General features: G+C 70.1%; 18 protein-coding genes. 7 read left to right on the forward strand and 11 right to left on the reverse strand.

Annotation, left to right across the window (positions count from 1 at the left end; genetic code table 11):
* Positions 1-88 precede the first annotated feature (88 nt).
* Entirely contained in the window at positions 89-568 is a 480-nt protein-coding gene (locus HB662_RS11480; RefSeq protein ID WP_209443237.1) for a c-type cytochrome, read from the forward strand.
* Here HB662_RS11480 and HB662_RS28780 read toward each other — a convergent pair.
* The 7 genes from HB662_RS28780 to HB662_RS11515 are packed head-to-tail and all read right to left on the reverse strand — an operon-like array spanning position 562 to position 9,175.
* On the reverse strand, positions 562-951 hold the full coding sequence (locus HB662_RS28780; protein ID WP_209443238.1) for a hypothetical protein: 390 nt from the start codon (positions 949-951) through the stop codon (positions 562-564). The two genes, HB662_RS11480 and HB662_RS28780, sit on opposite strands and share 7 nt — an antisense overlap.
* Complete coding sequence (locus tag HB662_RS11490; protein ID WP_168049845.1) at positions 948-3,491, reverse strand: cbb3-type cytochrome c oxidase subunit I; 2,544 nt, start codon at positions 3,489-3,491, stop codon at positions 948-950. The genes HB662_RS28780 and HB662_RS11490 overlap by 4 nt, the downstream gene beginning before the upstream one ends.
* Complete coding sequence (gene coxB / locus HB662_RS11495; protein ID WP_168049846.1) at positions 3,491-4,504, reverse strand: cytochrome c oxidase subunit II; 1,014 nt, start codon at positions 4,502-4,504, stop codon at positions 3,491-3,493. The genes HB662_RS11490 and coxB overlap by 1 nt, the downstream gene beginning before the upstream one ends.
* A gap of 58 nt (positions 4,505-4,562) precedes the next feature.
* Positions 4,563-5,168 carry a cytochrome c3 family protein gene (locus HB662_RS11500; protein ID WP_168049847.1) on the reverse strand — a complete coding sequence of 202 codons (606 nt, stop codon included), beginning with the start codon at positions 5,166-5,168 and terminating at the stop codon, positions 4,563-4,565.
* Entirely contained in the window at positions 5,165-7,705 is a 2,541-nt protein-coding gene (ligD, locus tag HB662_RS11505; RefSeq protein ID WP_168049848.1) for a DNA ligase D, read from the reverse strand. Before ligD ends, HB662_RS11500 begins: the two co-directional genes overlap by 4 nt.
* Positions 7,705-8,652: a non-homologous end joining protein Ku gene (ku, locus tag HB662_RS11510; protein ID WP_168049849.1), complete on the reverse strand. Its 948-nt coding sequence runs from the start codon at positions 8,650-8,652 to the stop codon at positions 7,705-7,707. The genes ligD and ku overlap by 1 nt, the downstream gene beginning before the upstream one ends.
* Before the next feature lie 22 nt (positions 8,653-8,674).
* On the reverse strand, positions 8,675-9,175 hold the full coding sequence (locus HB662_RS11515) for a YciE/YciF ferroxidase family protein (RefSeq protein WP_168049850.1): 501 nt from the start codon (positions 9,173-9,175) through the stop codon (positions 8,675-8,677).
* 182 nt (positions 9,176-9,357) lie between these two features.
* Between HB662_RS11515 and HB662_RS11520 the strand changes: the two genes are divergently transcribed.
* Complete coding sequence (locus HB662_RS11520; protein WP_168049851.1) at positions 9,358-10,230, forward strand: SDR family oxidoreductase; 873 nt, start codon at positions 9,358-9,360, stop codon at positions 10,228-10,230.
* A gap of 13 nt (positions 10,231-10,243) precedes the next feature.
* The gene (locus tag HB662_RS11525) at positions 10,244-10,489 is read left to right on the forward strand and encodes a hypothetical protein (RefSeq protein ID WP_168049852.1); all 246 of its coding nucleotides are present in this window, start codon (positions 10,244-10,246) and stop codon (positions 10,487-10,489) included.
* A 63-nt stretch (positions 10,490-10,552) separates the two neighbouring features.
* On the opposite strand, the gene HB662_RS11530 is transcribed toward HB662_RS11525, so the two are convergent.
* The 3 genes from HB662_RS11530 to HB662_RS11540 are packed head-to-tail and all read right to left on the reverse strand — an operon-like array spanning position 10,553 to position 12,943.
* Positions 10,553-11,242, reverse strand: coding sequence for an extensin-like domain-containing protein (locus tag HB662_RS11530; protein ID WP_168049853.1), 690 nt, complete (start codon positions 11,240-11,242; stop codon positions 10,553-10,555).
* Positions 11,243-11,264: 22 nt separating this feature from the next.
* On the reverse strand, positions 11,265-11,987 hold the full coding sequence (locus HB662_RS11535) for a UTRA domain-containing protein (protein WP_168049854.1): 723 nt from the start codon (positions 11,985-11,987) through the stop codon (positions 11,265-11,267).
* A complete protein-coding gene (locus HB662_RS11540) occupies positions 11,987-12,943 on the reverse strand; it encodes an isopenicillin N synthase family dioxygenase (RefSeq protein WP_168049855.1) in 957 nt (318 codons plus the stop codon). Before HB662_RS11540 ends, HB662_RS11535 begins: the two co-directional genes overlap by 1 nt.
* Positions 12,944-13,099: 156 nt before the next feature.
* Between HB662_RS11540 and HB662_RS11545 the strand changes: the two genes are divergently transcribed.
* Genes HB662_RS11545 through HB662_RS11560 form a run of 4 tightly spaced genes read left to right on the forward strand, consistent with a single transcriptional unit; the run spans position 13,100 to position 16,008 of the window.
* A complete protein-coding gene (locus tag HB662_RS11545; RefSeq protein ID WP_209443239.1) occupies positions 13,100-13,939 on the forward strand; it encodes a transporter substrate-binding domain-containing protein in 840 nt (279 codons plus the stop codon).
* 55 nt (positions 13,940-13,994) lie between these two features.
* Positions 13,995-14,621: an amino acid ABC transporter permease gene (locus tag HB662_RS11550; RefSeq protein WP_245185578.1), complete on the forward strand. Its 627-nt coding sequence runs from the start codon at positions 13,995-13,997 to the stop codon at positions 14,619-14,621.
* Positions 14,618-15,271, forward strand: coding sequence for an amino acid ABC transporter permease (locus HB662_RS11555; RefSeq protein WP_168049856.1), 654 nt, complete (start codon positions 14,618-14,620; stop codon positions 15,269-15,271). Before HB662_RS11550 ends, HB662_RS11555 begins: the two co-directional genes overlap by 4 nt.
* Positions 15,268-16,008 carry an amino acid ABC transporter ATP-binding protein gene (locus HB662_RS11560; RefSeq protein ID WP_168049857.1) on the forward strand — a complete coding sequence of 247 codons (741 nt, stop codon included), beginning with the start codon at positions 15,268-15,270 and terminating at the stop codon, positions 16,006-16,008. The genes HB662_RS11555 and HB662_RS11560 overlap by 4 nt, the downstream gene beginning before the upstream one ends.
* Positions 16,009-16,095: 87 nt before the next feature.
* On the opposite strand, the gene HB662_RS11565 is transcribed toward HB662_RS11560, so the two are convergent.
* Positions 16,096-16,791: a PEP-CTERM sorting domain-containing protein gene (locus HB662_RS11565; RefSeq protein ID WP_168049858.1), complete on the reverse strand. Its 696-nt coding sequence runs from the start codon at positions 16,789-16,791 to the stop codon at positions 16,096-16,098.
* Positions 16,792-16,874 lie beyond the last annotated feature (83 nt).

The raw sequence follows: 16,874 nt of genomic DNA on the forward strand, positions 1-16,874 counted from the left end.
CGTGCAGCCCCCAGCCCCGGCTACGCCACAGAACGGCATTGGTTCCCGCCCGCTGCAACCGGAACGGGCCTTTCCACGTTGGCCCGGCATGTCCCAAGCCCGATGCCACGCCATGCTGCCGTTGCTTGCCAGCCTCGTGCTCGGCGCGTGCGGGGAGGCTGCGCCCCCGGCCGAGCTGCAGGTCGCCGGCGGCGATGCGGGGCGCGGCCGGCTGGCCATCGCGGAACATGGCTGCGGCGCCTGCCATGTGATCCCGGGCATTCCCGGCGCGGTGTCCTGGGTCGGCCCGCCGCTGATGGAATGGGCGCGGCGCAGCTATGTCGGCGGGCGGCTGCCGAACGCGCCGCAGAACCTGGTGGCCTTCCTGCTGGACCCGCAAGCCATCTCGCCAGGCTCCGCCATGCCCGACCTGGCGTTGCGGGAGGCGGAGGCGCTGGACATCGCGGCCTATCTCTACACGCTCGGCCGGGCACCGGCCGTACCGCCGGGCCAGCCGCTGGCGCCCGGGGAAGCCGGCACCCAGCCGGAGCCGCGCCTGCGCCCCCGCTTCGACCGCCCCGCTCAGTAGCCCACCCCGCAGGCCGGCAGCACCAGGGATGGTACGGCCTGGAACAGCACGGCCAGCAGCGCATAGCCGGCGGCCGCGGCGGCGAACCAGGTGGTGAAGCGCGGCTCGGCCTGGCCACCCTCCGTCACCGGTAGGCCGAGGCGCCGGGTGGTGCCACGCAGGACCAGCAGCAACGGCAGCAGGACCAGCAGCGTCGCCAGGCCCACCATCGCCGGCACCCAGGGCAGGCCGAGCAATGCCTCCCGCTCGTAGCCACGCTCGCAGGCGAAGGCGTTGATGGCGTAGATCATGGTGAAATGCAGCGCCCACAGCACGAAGCCGGCGAGGATGGCCAGCACGGCGTAGGCGGGGCGCGGACTGCGCCGCAGCCGGTCGGCGCTCATGGCAGCAGCCTCGGGAAGCCGTGCAGCAGCACCAGGCCGACCGCACCCTGGCCCGCCGTATACAGCCAGAACAGCCGGGTGTTGTCGATGCTCAGCCGGCGCTGCCCGCCGAGCTTGCCGGCGAGCGAGCGTGCCAGGGTGTAGCCACCCATCAGTAGGGCGATGGCGACATGCGTGGCCTGCCAGACAAACAACCCCCAGGCGCTGGCGCCATAGGCGTGCAGTGTCGGCCTGATCGGCCCCTGCCACAGCGCCCAGCCATCCGCCGCGAAGCCCGCCGCCAGCAGCGCCAGCCCGGCGAGCAGCGCGATGCGGTGCGTCCATCCCCTTCCATCGCCCAGCGTGGCCGAGGCGACGACCAGGGACAGTGCCGCGGCGCCATACAGCGCGAAGGCCGCCAAGCCCCATTCCACCACCGGCAGGCCCTGCCCCGGCGGCGGCCACATGCCGTCGCCATTCACCAGCCACAGGAACAGGTAGGTGCCGATCAGACAGGCATAGGCGGTGCCGCTGACCAGCATGGTGCAGACCATCGCCCACCAGGAGGTGGTGATCGGCCCGGTCGCATGCGTCGGCAGCACGATGCCACCGCCGATATCGACGCGCTCCGGCGTGCCGGGCTCGACATCCGTGCCGTTCCAGACCCAGGTGATGAACGCGACCAGCGCCACCACGCCGGCCGCCGCCGCCGGAATCACGAAGGACCCGGCCAGCGCAAGGAAGAAGGCGGCGGTGCCGGCCGCGGCCACCACATGGGACCAGCCGGGGCCGGCGACGAAGGCGACGTATTGCGGCGTCGCCTCCGCCGGGCTGCAGATCAGCGATTCCCGCCGGCCGGTCGCGGCGAAGGGCAGATAGTGGCCACCGGCCTCGACCTGACGCTTCAGGTCGGGGTCATGCCACAACGGGTAGCGGTCCTGCACCAGGGGCAGGCTGCGCATGCCGTAGTTGGGGCCGGCGATCCATTCCATCGTGCCGGCATTCCAGGTGTTCTCCTGCTTGTCCTGCCGGCCGAAGCGGAAATGCAGCACCGCATCCACCAGCACCACCGCCACGCCGGCCGCGAACATCGCGGCGCCGATCGAGGACAGCAGGTTCCACAGCTCCAGCCCGAAGCCGCCGGGATAGGTGTAGATGCGCCGCGGCATGCCCATGAAGCCGCTGATATGCATTGGGAAGAAGGTCAGGTTCGTGCCGAGAAACATCAGCCAGAAGGCGATCTTCCCGAGCCGCTCCGACAGCTGCTGCCCGACGGCGGGCGCCCAGTAGTAGATCGCCGAGAACAGCGGGAAGACCATGCCGCCGACCAGCACGTAGTGCAGGTGCGCCACGATGAAGTAGGTGTCGTGCGCCTGCCAGTCGAAGGGGGTGACGGAGACCATCACGCCGGTCAGCCCGCCCAGGGTGAAGATGAACAGGAACCCCAGGATGAACAGCGCCGGCGTGGTGAACTGGATGCGCTGCCGGGCGCTGGCGAAGGTGGCGATCCAGGCGAAGACCTGCAGGCCGGAGGGGATGGACACGGCGAACCCCGCCGCGGCGAAGAAGGACAGCGAAAGCGGCGGAATGCCCGTGGTGTACATGTGGTGCACCCACAGCCCGAAGCTGATGAATCCGGTGCCGACCAGGGCGACCACCACCATCGAATGGCCGACCAGCCGCGCCCCCGCCATCGCCGGCACGATCATCGACACCATGCCCGCCGCCGGCAGAAATATGACGTAGACTTCCGGGTGGCCGAAGAACCAGAACAGATGCTGCCACAGCATCGGGTCGCCGCCGCGCTCCGGCAGGAAGAACGGCCAGTCGAAGGCGCGTTCCAGCTCCAGCAGCGTGCTGGCGATGATCACGGCGGGGAAGGCGAAGATCACCATGCCGGCGAAGACCAGGATCGCCCAGGCATAGATCGGCATGCGCCCCAGCGTCATGCCGGGGCCCCGGCAGCGCAGGATGCCGACGATCAGCTCGATGGCGCCGGCGATGGCGCTGATCTCGATGAAGCCGATGCCCAGCAGGTACATGTCGGTGTTGACGCCGGGCGAATAGGCCTTGCCGGTCAGCGGCGGATACATGAACCAGCCGCCATCGGGCGCGATGCCGAAGAAGATGCTGCAGTAGAAGCACAGCCCGCCGATCAGGTAGATCAGGAAGGCATAGGCGCCGAGCCGCGGAAACGGCAATTCCCGCGACCCCAGCAGCGCCGGCAGCAGGGTGATCGCCACCGCCTCCACCGCCGGCACGGCGAACAGGAACATCATCACCGTGCCGTGCATGGTGAAAAGCTGGTTGTAGGTGCCGGCATCCACCAGCGTCAGGCCCGGAAAGGCGAGCTGCGCGCGGATGATCAGCGCCAGCACCCCGGCCAGCATGAAGAACAGCAGGGCCGTGGCGACGAAAAGCGGCCCGACCAGGCCGTTGTTCACCTCCGAGATCGCACGCCAGCCCTTCGGCTGGCGCCAGACCTGCTGCAGCAATTCAAGTTCGCCCGCCGGCCGCGGCAGCGGGTTGGGCAGATCGGGCCTCGGCGCCTGGGTGTCCATCAGCGCAGCGACTCCATCCAGGCGGCCAGCGCCAGCAGATCATCGCCCGGCAGCGCGCGGCCGAAGGCGGGCATGGCGTTACCCGGCTTGATGTCCTGCGCCCCGGCGACCCAGCCGGCCAGCGTGCCACGATGATTGTCCAGCGCGCCGGCCGCGAGCGAGAGGCGCGACCCGACGCGGGACAGGTCCGGCCCCAGCCTGGCCTGCCAGTCCGTGCCGCGCACCGTGTGGCAGGCGCCGCAGCCGGCCTCGCCGAACACCTGCATGCCGCGCGCCTGCTGCGGCGTGGAGGGCGGCGGCACGGGTTCGCGCTGGCGGGCCAGCCAGGCCTCGAATTCCGCCGGTTCCTCCGCCACCGCCCAGAACGCCATCAGCGTGTGCTGCAGGCCGCAGAATTCGGTGCATTGCCCGCGCATCACGCCAGGCCGGTCGGCGCGCATGCGCTGGCGGTTCACCCGGCCGGGGATCATGTCCATCTTGCCGTGCAGGTTGGGAATCCACAGGCTGTGGATGACATCGCCGGAGGACAGCAACAGCTCCACTTCCCGCCCGACCGGCAGGTGCAGCTCATTGGCGGTGACGGCGCCTTCCCCCGCATCCGGGTAGCGCACTTCCCACCAGTATTGCCGGCCGATCACCTCGATCCGCAGCGGATCGTCGCTGCCCGGCAGCACCACGGCGCGGGAGACGCCGAGGCTGTAGACCAGCAGCGCGACCAGCGTGACGACGGGGAAGATGATGCCGCCGCCAACCACGAAGCGGCGATTGCCGAGCGCCTGGCGCACCCGCGCCGGCGCGATCAGCGCGAAGACCAGCAGCCCCATCACCAGCACGAAGATCACGCTGCCGCCAATGAACAGGACCCAGGTCAGCACGGCGATGCGGGCGGCGTGGTCGCCCATCGGGTCGAGCGGCGTCTGCACGCCGCTGCAGCCGGCCAGCAGGGCGAGCCCCAGCAGTACGGCGAGCATCCCACCCAGCGGCGCGCGGCGGCGTCCCGGCGTCTCCGTCATGCAGCATCCCCCGTCCTCCGCCGGCCAACGCGTCGTGCCCGCGGCGGTTCCGTGAAGATCAACGGTGGCAGGTCGAGCAATTCGCCAGCGGCGGCACTTCGACGCCGAACTGGGCGTGCCGGGCGGCCACCAGCGCGGCGGATTGCGGCGCTGCGTCACGATGGCAATCCAGGCACCAGCCCATGGATTGCGTCTCGACCTTCACCGTCCGGGCCATGGTCTCGACGGGCCCATGGCACTGCGCGCAGGTCAGGCCGGCGCCGATATGCGCGGCGTGCTGGAACCGCACATGCTCCGGCAGCCGGTGCACGCTGGCCCAGGTGACAGGCGTGCCCAGCGCCAGCGCCGTCTCCAGCGGCGCGAACTGGGCGGAGACGTTCCACACCTGGCTGTGGCAGCCGAGGCAGGTCTCCGCCGTCGGCATGCCGGCATCCGCGGCGTGTTCCACCGTGGCGTGGCAGAAGCGGCAATCCAGGCCGACCCGGCCGGCATGGATGGCGTGGCTGAAGGGTATCGGCTGCGCCGCCGGCGTGCCGACGCCCCAGGCGCCGTCGGACCGGCTGAGCGCGAAGGCGACCATCGCAGCCAGCACCAGCGCGGCGGCGCCGATGATGCCGAGGGCGCGCAGGCGGCGATCGGCACGCGGGGAGAAAAGCTGGCTCATGCGGCGCGGGAGACCTTCTGCATGGCATCCCGCAGACTGCCGGCGGCGGCGGCGAAATCCGCCCAGGGGTCTGCCGGCATCTTCCCCTGCAGCAAGGCCGCGATCTTCCACCCGGCCGGGTCCAGCCCCGGCTTCACCGCGGACCAGGCGATCGGTCGCGCCACCGGCGCGCCCGGCCGGGCGCGTGGCGACCAGCTGGCGATCGCGGTGGAAAGCCGGTCATTCCGCAGGTAATCCAGGAAGATGCGCCCCTTGCGCGCCTTCTTCGCCAGCGTGGTGGTGTAGCGGTCCGGCGCATCGCGCTCCATCAATGCGCAGACCAGCCGGGCGAAGCCCTTGGCCTCCGGCCAGCCGGGGCCGCCGTCGCGCTTCGGCGGCGCCAGCGGCACCACCACATGCAGCCCCTTGCCGCCGGTGACGCGGGCGAAGGGGGCCAGGCCGAGCGCCTTCAGGCGATCCCGCAGTTCCAATGCGCCGTCCAGCACGCGGACGAAGGGAATGCCCTCATCCGGGTCCAGGTCAAAGACCAGCCGGTCCGGCACGGCCGGCGCATCTGCTTTGGCACCCCAGGGGTGCAGCTCCACCGCGGAGACCTGCGCCAGCGCGGCCAGTCCGGCGGCATCGTCGATCCGCATATAGGGCTTCGCCTGCCCCTCCACCTGCACGGCGCGGACCAGGGGAGACTGGCCCGGCATGGCATGGCGCTGGAAGAACAACCCGCCGGTGATGCCATCCGGCGCCCGCAGCAGCGACAGCGGCCGGCCGGCAACGTGTTCCAGGATGCGGTCGGCGAAGCGCGCATAGTAGGCGGCGAGATCCGCCTTCGTCAGCACCGGGCTCTCGGCGGTCGCCGGCCACAGGACACGGTCCGGGTTGCTCATGCCAAGCGGCGGTTTGACGCGCGACTTCGGCGCGGGGGTTGGCTCAGGCTCCGGCGGCGGCATCACCGCCTTGGCGGGCTTGTCCTCGCGCAGCCCCTGGAAGCTGGCGTGGCGCAGCAGGCCTTCCTCAGTCCAGCCGCCATAGGCGACCTCCGCCACCAGTTCCGGCTCCACCCACACCACGTCGCTGGTCTTGGCCGGGGTGCCGAGGAAGGGCTTGGTGCGCCGTTCCAGCTTCGCCAGGCGCGGCACCAACTGCGCCGAGGTGGCGGCGGAGAAGCCGGTGCCGACGCGGCCGAGATAGGCCAGCTTGCCGTCCCGCCAGGCACCCACCAGCAGCGCGCCCAGCCCGCGTGCGCCGCGGCTGAAGCCGCCGATGACGAATTCGTCGCGCCCGCGGCACTTCGCCTTGGTCCAGGATTCGCCACGACCGGAGGCATAGGCGGCGTCGCGCCGCTTTGAGACGATGCCCTCCATCTCCAGCCGGCAGGCGGAGGCGAGCACGGCATCGCCCGGGGCCGGAAAATGCTCGAGGTAGCGCAGCACCGCGCCCTTCGGCGGCAGCAGCTTGCGCAGCGCCGACTTGCGCGCCTCCAGCGTCTCCCCGCGCAGGTCCCGCTTCCCGTCATGCAGCAGGTCGAAGGCGAAGAACACCAGCTTCGCCTTGCTGGCGCCGGAGAGCACGGCCTGCAGCGTCGGGAAATCCGGCTGGCCCTCCGCATCCAGCGCCGCGGCCTCGCCGTCGATGATCGCATCAGGCAGCGCGGCAGCGGCCTCGGCAATGGCGGGGAAGCGTTCGGTCCAGTCGAGGCCGGTGCGGGTGCGCAGCGTCGCCTTGCCGGCCTCGACACGAAGTTGCAGGCGGTAGCCGTCGATCTTCAGCTCGTGCAGCCAGTCCGCGCCATTGGGCGGGGAGGCGACCAGGCGGCAGAGCTGCGGTTCGACGAAGCGGGGCATGGCCGCCGCCTCCGCCGCGGACGCCTTGGGTGCCTTGGTCTTCGGCGCCGCTTTACTGGCTGCCTTGGGCTTGGGTGTATCGGCCTTGGCCGTGTTCGCTGCCTCGCCCTTGGCGATCTGCGCCAGGGTCCGGCCGCTGGCGATGGAGGTCTCGGCCCGCAGGACGTCATCGCCCTGCCCGGGCGTCGCCATGCTGTCCTTCTCCTTGATCAGCAGCCAGTTGTTGCGCGATTCCGTCTTGCCGCCGCGCGGCTTCATCCGCACCAGCACGAAGCCGCCCTTCAGCCTTTCCCCGGCGAGGACGAATTTCAGCTCGCCCTTGGCCAGGTCGCGATCGACGTTGTCCGGGTCGAGCGGCGCCCAGACGCCACGGTCGAACAACTGCACCGTGCCGCCGCCGTAATCCGGCTTCGGGATGGTGCCCTCGAAGCTGGCATAATCCAGCGGATGATCCTCGACCTCCACCGCCAGCCGCTTGTCGGCCGGATCGAGCGAGGGGCCGCGGGTCACCGCCCAGCTTTTCAACACGCCGCCCCATTCCAGCCGCAGGTCGTAATGCAGCCGCCGCGCATCATGCCGCTGCACCACGAAGGCCAGCCGTTCCCCGGCGGCGCCTGGCGCGCCCTGTGGCTCGCTGGTGCGCGCGAAATTGCGCTTGGCGCGGTAGGGCTGCAGATTGTCGCGGGCGAGGGACGGCATCAGCCCGACGCGGCGCGCTTGCGCGGCGGCGCCTTCTTGGCGGTGCCGGCCTTCTTCGCTGGCGCCTTCTCAGCGGGTTTCTTCGCCGGCGGCTTCTTCGCGGCCGGCTTCGCCTTGGCGGCGGCGACCTTCTCCGGCGCCTTCGCGGCCACCTTCTCCGGCGCCTTGGCGCCGGGCCCCTCCAGGCTGCGGCGCAGCGCCTCCATCAGGTCGATGACATTATCCTCGCGCGGCGGCGCGGCCTTGGTGCCGCCACCATCGCCATCGCGCTTGCTCTCGATCAGCGCGCGCAGCGCATCCTCGTAGCGGTCCGTGAATTCGGAGGGATCGAAGGGCCCCGCCTTCTGGGCGATGATGCGCTCGGCGATCTCGATCATGCCAGCATCGGCCTTGCGGTTGGGGATGTCGTCGAAATACTCCTCCGACTCCCGCACCTCGTCATGCGTCCGCAGCGTGGTCAGCAGCATGCCGGCGCCGCGCGGCTCGATCGCCACGATGCGCTCCCGCGTTCCCATCACCACGCGGGCCAGCGCCACCTTGCCCGCCTGTTCCATGGCGGCGCGGATCACCACGAAGGCATCCACGCCCGCCTTGCCGTCCGGCACCAGGTAGTAGGGGTCGTTCCAGAAGATCCGGTCGATCTCCGTCGCATCGACGAAGCGTTCGATGTCGATGGTGCGCGTTGATTCGAGGCGGACGGATTTGATCTCCTCATCCGTCAGCAGGATGTATTCATCCTTCTCGATCTCGAAGCCGCGCACCAGCTCCTTGCGCTCCACCTCCTCCCCATCCGCATCGAACACCTTGGTGCGGATGCGGTTGCCGGTGGCGGGGTTGATCAGGTGGAAGCGCACGTCATGCGCGCTGGTCGTCGCCGGAAACAGGGAGACGGGGCAGGACACCAGCGACAGCCGCAGATGCCCACCCCAACTCGACCGCGCCGCCATGCTACGCCTCCCCCAGCCGGAATCAGGCCGCCTTCAGGGCTTCCTTGTGGATCGTCTTCACCGCCATCTGCGTCAGCAGCTTGTCGGCGGCCTTCTCCTCGTCCAGCGTCGCCTTCAGCAGCTCTGCGATATCCGTCTGCTTCTGCGCCTCGGCCCAGGCGAGCAGCGTGCCGTAGCGTGCCATCTCGTAATGCTCGACCGCCTGGCCGGAGGCGATGAGGCCGGCGTCGCGCACCGCGCTCGGCTCCGGCGCTTCCTCGAGCAGTTCCTCGGCTTCCTGGATCAGGCCCTGGATCGCCTCGCAGGTCTGGCCCTGCGCCCGCTTGCCGAGGATCTGGAACACCTGCTGCAGGCGCTCCACCTGGCCTTCGGTCTGGTCCTTGTGGTCCTTGAAAGCCTGCTTCAGCTCATCATTCTGTGCCGCGCGCGCCATCTTCGGCAGTGCCTTCAGCAGCTGGCGCTCGGCGTAGTAGATGTCCTTGAGCGTCAGCAGGAACAGATCGTCCATCGTCTTCATGGCCATGGGGGCGTCTCCGCATACTGGCCGCGCTCTTCCGCGCCGGCCGCAGCAGTGAAACGCGGCGCCGGGCCGGAGTTTCTGACGGGGGCCGAAGATTCCCGGGCCGGCTTGACTCGGCCCGCGCAAGGAACTGCCGCTGCCCGGGCCGGTTGCAGTCGGCACCACGGCAGCCGAGGCCATCCGCCATGCCCGAAGACCCGAAGAACCTGCAACCGCCGCAGCACCAGGACCGCCAGCCGGGCCTGGAATCCGAGATGACGCCGCGCCCCCGCTCCGCCATGGAGGGCTGGCGCGCCGCCGGCAAGCTGGAAGGCCGCACCGCGCTGATCAGCGGCGGCGATTCCGGCATCGGCCGCGCGGTCGCCATCGGCTTCGCCAAGGAGGGCGCCGATGTGGTGATCCTGCACAAGGAGGAACCACAGGACGCCGAGGACACCCGCGCCCATGTCGAGGCCGCCGGCCGCCGCTGCGAGGTGATCGCCGGCGACATCGGCGATGCCGCCTTCTGCCGCGACGCGGTGGCGCGCGCGGTGAAGTTCCTCGGCGGGCGCATCGACATCCTGGTGAACAACGCGGCCGAGCAGCATGAGTGCAAGGATTTCGCCGAAATCCCGGAGGCGCAGATAGAGCGCACCTTCCGCACCAATATCCTCGGCATGATGTGGCTGACCAAGGCGGCGCTGCCGCATATCCCGAAGGGCGGGTCGATCATCAACACCACCTCAATCACCGCCTACCAGGGCAGCCCGGAGCTGATCGACTACGCCTCCACCAAAGGTGCCATCGTCGGCTTCACCCGCAGCCTGGCGAAGGCGATCTGGAAGGACCGGCAGATCCGCGTGAACGCCGTGGCGCCTGGCCCGATCTGGACGCCGCTGATCCCGGCCTCATTCGGCGAGGAACGCACGGCGCAGCACGGCGCCAGCACCACCATCGGTCGCGCCGGGCAGCCGGACGAGGTGGCGCCGGCCTATCTGTTCCTCGCCTCGGAACAGGACAGTTCCTATTTCACCGGCCAGGTCCTGCATCCGAATGGCGGCACGGTGGTGAATGCCTGAGGAGGAGAACCCCATGACCAAGCCCGACAAGCCCACCCCCGGCGCGCTGCCCGAACGCCAGCCCATGCCGGAAGGCAGCAGCGGCACCGGCATTCCCGCCGGCACCGCGCGCAAGGGCACCGACAACCGGCCGGATATCGGCGACGAGGTTTCGGGCAAGCGCCTGATCGACCAGGTCGAGGGCAAGAAGACCGAGGATCTGGCGCCCGAGGCCAAGGGCGGCGCCGGTGCCGGCCGCCGCTGGGCCGGCGATTCCTGATAGCCTGCCTTCGCTGAGAGGGTGATTCACCGCTGCGGCGAGTCCGCCTTCGCGGATCACACTCTACCGGCAGGCGCGCCAGGGCCCCATGTCGAAGTGGAAATGGTCCCGGTGCGCCGCATTGTAGTCCGGGCCGAGCACGGCGCGGAACCAGTCGCAGGCGCCATCGCGCAGCGCCCGCAGGAAGGCGCCCTCCGCGCCCGTTGAATCCCAGTGCCGCAGCAGCGTGATTTGCCGCCCGTCGCGCAGGGTGAAGCCGGCGACGTCGATGGCGTTCGCCGTGGCATGCTGGCTGCGGCGGCCGCTGCGCGCATGATTCACGTTGCGGCAGTTCTGCGTGCCGAGGTGCCGCAGGCTGGCAACCTCCGTCCCCAGATGCCGTTGGGCGGCCGGCTGCATCACCTGCGTCTCGAACAGCGCCCAGGCGGCGGCGACGCGGCAGGTGGCAATGGGGGTCGAGGGCGCCAGCGGCGTCGCGGCGGGCAGGCGCACCGCATTACGGATCTCGCAGCCGATGTCGGAGGCGCGGTCCGCCACGCGCTGCACAGGCCGCCCCGTGGTCTCCAGCGCGGCGAAGCAGGCCTGCGGCTGCATCGCCAGGCGGCGCAGCTTAAATCCCGTCACCCAGTTCGGGGCCGCGGCCAGGTCCAGCGGCTCGCGCGGGTCCCATTCCGGTGGCAGGTAGCGCAGGCCATACCAGCCCGCGCCGCCCAGCATACCCAGCAGCAGCACCCACAGCAGAAATCGTCGCATGGGGCGCCATGTGGGGGCGCCTTCAGAGCGGCGCCAGCGCCGCCCTGCCGGCAATCTCGAAGCGGTTCGCCGGCTGCACCAGGCGGGAGAAGGTCATCGCCACGCCATCGGTGAAGGTGGTGCGGCGGATCACCAGGCAGGGCTGGCTGCGCGGCACATCCAGCAGCCGCGCCAGCGCCGCATCGGGCAGGATCGCGCTGACCGCCTGCTCCATCTCATTCGCCCGGCCGGTGCGGACCAGATGCGCGAAGGTGGTGAAGCGGCGATAATCCTGGTCGAGATAGCCGGCGGAATAGCCGGACCGCAGCCAGCGCGCCTCGTGCTGGATCGGCGCCGTGTCGCCGCGATGCAGGATGGCGCTATGCGGCACCGGGGCGCCGGGCGGCAGGCCCAGCGCCTGGGCGGCTTCCGCCGGCAGCGGCGCGGCGGCCAGCGCCAAGACCTGGCAGGACCAGGCCATGCCGCGCCCGGCGATCTCCTCCGCGATATCCTCGATGGTCATCAGCCCGAAGCGCGGCTTGTCCCGCGCCACGAAAGTGCCGACGCCCGCCACCTTCTGCAGCACCCCGTCCCGCGCCAGCTCCGCGAAGGCGCGGTTGATGGTGATGCGCGACACGCCAAGCGCCGGCCCCAGCGCATTCTCGGACGGAATTCGCGTGCCGGGCGGCCAGCTGCCGTCGCGGATGCGCGCCGTGACATGCGCCTTCACCACGGCATAGAGCGGCTTCGGCGTCTCCTCCCGCATCAGGCCGATTTGCGGTAGGCGAAGGCCTGGGCGAAGCGGCCGAGGATATGCGCGCCGCAGGTGGTGGGCTCATACACCGGCTGCGCCGCGCCCAGCGCGCGCGGGTCGATCGCCGCGTCGAAATTCGGGTCGTAGAAGGTGGCGATGGACATGCGTTCATGGCCGGATCGGTTGACCACGCGGTGCGGCGTGCTGGCGAAGCGGTCATTCGACCAGCGGCCGAGCAGGTCGCCCACATTCACCACCAGCGTGCCGGGGATCGACGGTGCCGGGATCCAGGCGCCGGATTGCCTTTCCCGCACCTCCAGCCCGCCACTGTCATCCTGCCAGAGCAGGGTGATGCAGCCGAAATCGGTGTGCGGGGCGACGCCGAAGCCATCCGTGTCATCGGCCGGCTGCGGCGGGTAGAAGATTGCCTGGGTGCGTTGCAGCGGCAGGGTGTAGCTGGGCTCGAAGAAGGCCGCGGGCAGGTCCAGGCTGACGGCCACCGCACGCAGCAGGCGGGCGCCGCAGGCACCGACGGCGCTGAAATACGCCTCCATAGCCGGCTTCAATTCGGGCACCGCTTCGGGCCATTGGTTCGGGCCGCGCAGCTTCTCCCCGGCCAGCACCACCGGATGGTCCTCCGGCAGGTCGAGGCCGATGGAGAAGAACTCCTTCAGGTCGGGCTTCTTCGCCCCCTCCATCACCGCGCCGCCGGCCCGGTGCCAGCCGCGATGCACCAGATTGGCGCGGGTTTCCGCCTTCACCGCCTCCGGCAGGTGGAAGAAGCGGCGGCTGGCGGCGACGGCCTGTTCGATCACCGCATCGGGCACACCGTGGTTGCGGATGTAGAAGAAGCCAGGACCTGTGCAGGCGGCCCGGATGGCTGCCGCAACGCTGTGCAGATCGCCGCCGGCGGCGCAATCCGCGGCGTCGATGACCGGAAGTCCCTGTTGGACGGCGTCATCGGGCATGATGAAATGCTCCGAACGATCCGGGCTTGATTGCGCGGTGAAGTGAAGCCTACGGTCATGACCTGTCATGTCAACCTGCTTTGCAGGGCATGGCGAGACGGGGGTGCGCCGGCGCGGCCGGACGACAACACGCAGGCCGCCAAGGCCGAGGAGAGCATGATGACGAAGCTGCCGATTTCGCGGCGCGCGGTGCTGGCCGCCGCGGCGCTTGCCGCCCCCGCTTTGCTGGCCACCCGCAGCGCCAGCGCCAACAACCTGGAGAAGGCGCGCGCGGCCGGCGAGCTCCTGGTGGCGACGGAGCTGCACTTCGCCCCCTTCGACTTCACCGAGGGTGGCCGCCAGACCGGCATGAACAGCGAGATCTTCGCCGAGATCGGCAAGGCGCTGAACCTGCGCATCCGCTTCCAGGACCTGCCCTGGCCCGGCGTGCTGCCCGGTCTGGAAGCCGGCCGCTTCGACCTGGTCGCCGGCCCCGCCACCATCACCAAGGCGCGGATGGAGCGCTACCGCTTCTGCGCGCCGATCGCCGATGCCACCGTGGCCCTGCTGAAGCGCGCCAGCGACGCGTCCATCACCAAGCCGGAGGACATCAACGGCAAGACGGTGGGCTGCGCGCAGGCGACGGCGCAGCTCACCCAGCTGCAGAACTTCATCCGCGACAAGGGCCTGAACGTGCAGGTCCGCGAATACCAGTCCTTCAGCGAGACCTATGCCGACCTCGCCGCCGGGCGCATCGTCGCGGTGGCCAATTCGCTGCCCAACATCGCCTATGTCGCGCAGCAGCGCCGGGTCTTCGCGGTGGTCAGCCCGCCCTTCGGCGCCAAGGTCTATTTCGGCTATCTCGGCCGCAAGGATGCCGAGACGGCGCCGCTGCTGGATGCGATCGACGGCGTGATCGACGCGATGCGCACCGATGGCCGCCTGGCCGCGCTGCAGACCAAGTGGTTCGGCCAGTCCTTCGAAGTGCCGGCCCGCGTCGTCGAAGCCAACGCCTGACAGGAATGGGCGGGCCCGCGCGGCCCGCCCGCATCGATCCGAAGAACCCAAGCCCTTGGACTTCATCATCGAGGCGCTGCCGTCCATGCTCTGGGCGACGGTCGCCACCATCTGGATCTCGGCCGCCGCCGTGCTCATCGGCTTCGTCATCGGCGTGCCGCTGGCGGTGGCCTGCGATGGCGGGCGGGGCTGGGCGCTGGTCTATGTCAGCTTCTTCCGCGGCGTGCCGCTGCTGATCCAGCTTCTGCTGGCCTATTACGCGCTGCCCTTCATCGGCATCGACCTGCCACCGCTGGTCGCCGCCATCGGCACGCTCGGCCTGTGCTGCGCCGCCTATATGGCGGAAATCATCCGCGGCGGCTTCGCGCTGGTGCCGAAGGGTGGGCTGGAGGCGGCGCGGCTATTGGGGCTGACGCCGCTGCAGACCCTGCTCCGCATCCGCCTGCCGATCTCCGCCCAGGCGATGCGCCCGGCGCTGATCAGCGAGGCGATCCTGATCGTGAAGGCCTCCTCCCTGATCTCCGTCGTCGGCATCCTGGAACTGACGCGCAGCGCACAGGCGCTGGCGTCGAGTACCTTCGAGCCGCTGCCCGCCTATGCGCTGTGCGGCGCCATCTACCTGCTGATCAACCTGGCGCTGATGCTGGTCGCGCGCGGCCGCGATCCGGGGCGGGCGGCATGATCGCGGCGCTACTGGAGAGTTTCGCCGCCGCCGCGCGCGGCCTGCCGCTGACGCTGGCGATCTGGGGCGCCGGCGTCGCCACCGGCCTGGCGCTCGGCTTTGTCATCGGCGCGGTGCGCTTCTTCGCCCCCGCCGCCCTGTCCTGGCCGCTGGCCGCGGTGGTGGAGGCGGTGCGCGGCGTACCCTTCCTGGTGCAGTGTTTTCTTCTGTATTTCGGCGGCCCCTTCATCGGCATCGACCTGACGCCGATCGTGGCCGGATGGGTCGCGCTGTCGGTCTATGGCGCGGCCTATTTCTCCGAGGTGTTCCGCGCCGGCTTCATGGCGGTGCCGCCGGGGCATCTCGAAGCCGCGCGCATGCTCGGCATTCCGCGCAACCAGGCGGTGCTGCGGATCATGCTGCCGATGATGGCGCTGGCCGTGCTGCCCTCGCTCGCCAATCTCGCCGTCATCCTGATCAAGGAGACCGCCATCCTGTCCATCATCACCGTGCCGGAGCTGACCTTCCGGGTGCAGGGCGTCGGCTCCGCCACCTTTGCCTTTGCCGAAACCACGCTGGTCCTCGCATTGGTCTACTGGGCTCTGGTGGAGGCAACGGCCGTCGCCTCCCGCCACGCCGAACGCCGCATCGCCCGGGCGCTGGCGGCATGAGCGCGCCGATCCTGTCCGTCCGCGCGCTGGAACGCCGCGTCGGCGATGTGGAGATCCTGCGCCGCATCGACCTGGACGTGATGCCGGGCGAGGCGATCGGCGTGATCGGGCCAAGCGGATCCGGCAAATCCTCCCTGCTGCGCTGCATCGCCGGGCTGGACGAAGTTTCGGGCGGCGCGGTGATGGTGGAGGGCCGGCAGACCAGGCCGGGCGATGGCGCCGTCGGCATGGTGTTCCAGCAGTTCAACCTGTGGCCGCATCTGACGGCGCGGGAAAATGTGGCGCTGGCGCTGAAGCTGGTGCGCAGGATGCCGGCGGCGGATGCCGCGGCGAAGGCGGATGCGGCGCTGGCGCGCGTCGGTCTCGGTGCGCTGGGCGGGCGCAAGCCGGCGGCGCTGTCCGGCGGCCAGCAGCAGCGCGTCGCCATCGCCCGCACGCTGGCGATGGAACCCCGCGTGCTGCTGTTCGACGAGCCCACCGCGGCGCTGGACCCGGAGCTGACGACGGAGGTGCTGGACGTGATCCGCGACCTGGCCGCCGCCGGCACCACCATGCTGGTGGTGAGCCACGAGATGGGCTTCATCGCCCGGCTGTCGACGCGGGTGGTCTTCCTCGACCATGGCGTGGTGGTGCAGGCCGCACCGCCGGCCGCGCTGTTCGGCGCCCAGGCGGAACCCCGCGTGCGCAGCTTCCTGCAGACCTATCTCGACCGCGTCGCCTGGGCCCGGGACGCCTGAAACGCTAAACGCGCGCCCGGCCCGAGGGCCGGACGCGCGTCCAGGAAGCACCATGGACCGGCCCCGCGAAGGGCCGGTCGTAGGGGTTCAGGCCTTGTTGCGGCGCACGCGGCGCACCAGGCCCATGCCCAGCAGCGCGGTGCCGAACAGCGCGAGGGAGGCCGGCTCCGGCACCTTCACGATCTGCGAGGTGGCCTGCAGGCCAGCCTGGCCGCCCGTGAAGGTCGCGGTGATCACCACGGTCTCCGAGAACAGCTCGTTCGGCAGCTCGACATTGGCAACGATGGCCGGGCTGGAGTTGGTCGGGCCGTCGTCCCAGCTCTGCGTCGCGATCTGCTCGCCACGGCCGAAGGCGGTGTTGTCGATGCTGACATAGTTGGTCAACGTGATGTCATCGACGAACTGGCCGTTGGTCAGGAAGTTGGAGGTGAAGGTGCTCGCCAGGCTGGCGAACAGGCCACCGGCCAGCTCCGAGGTCAGGTCGGTCTGCGTGAACTCGATACGGATCGTGTGCGTGCCCGTGAAGGGGTTGCCGGAGATGCTGGTGGTCTGCGCCAGCAGCGACGGCTCGGCCACCAGCGGCGCACCCTGCGCCGAGGCGCTGACGCTGAAGTTCGGCGTGCTGCCGGAGGTGAAGATGGAGCCGCCGGTCGAGGTCTGGCTCAGCGAGCCGACCAGGGCATCATCCTCGAACACCTGCACCGAAAGGGTCGGGGCGGCCTGCGCCGCGCTGAATGCCGCGAGGCTGAAAAGGCCGACGCCGGCCGCGAGAATCTTGTTCATGATGACTTCCCTACGCTTCTGCGGATGCCGGAACGCCCGCACCCTGAGCCATGATTAGCAAGCACCGTGCCAGAGTGTTTTTC

Source organism: Falsiroseomonas frigidaquae (assembly GCF_012163145.1).
Classification (GTDB): domain Bacteria; phylum Pseudomonadota; class Alphaproteobacteria; order Acetobacterales; family Acetobacteraceae; genus Falsiroseomonas; species Falsiroseomonas frigidaquae.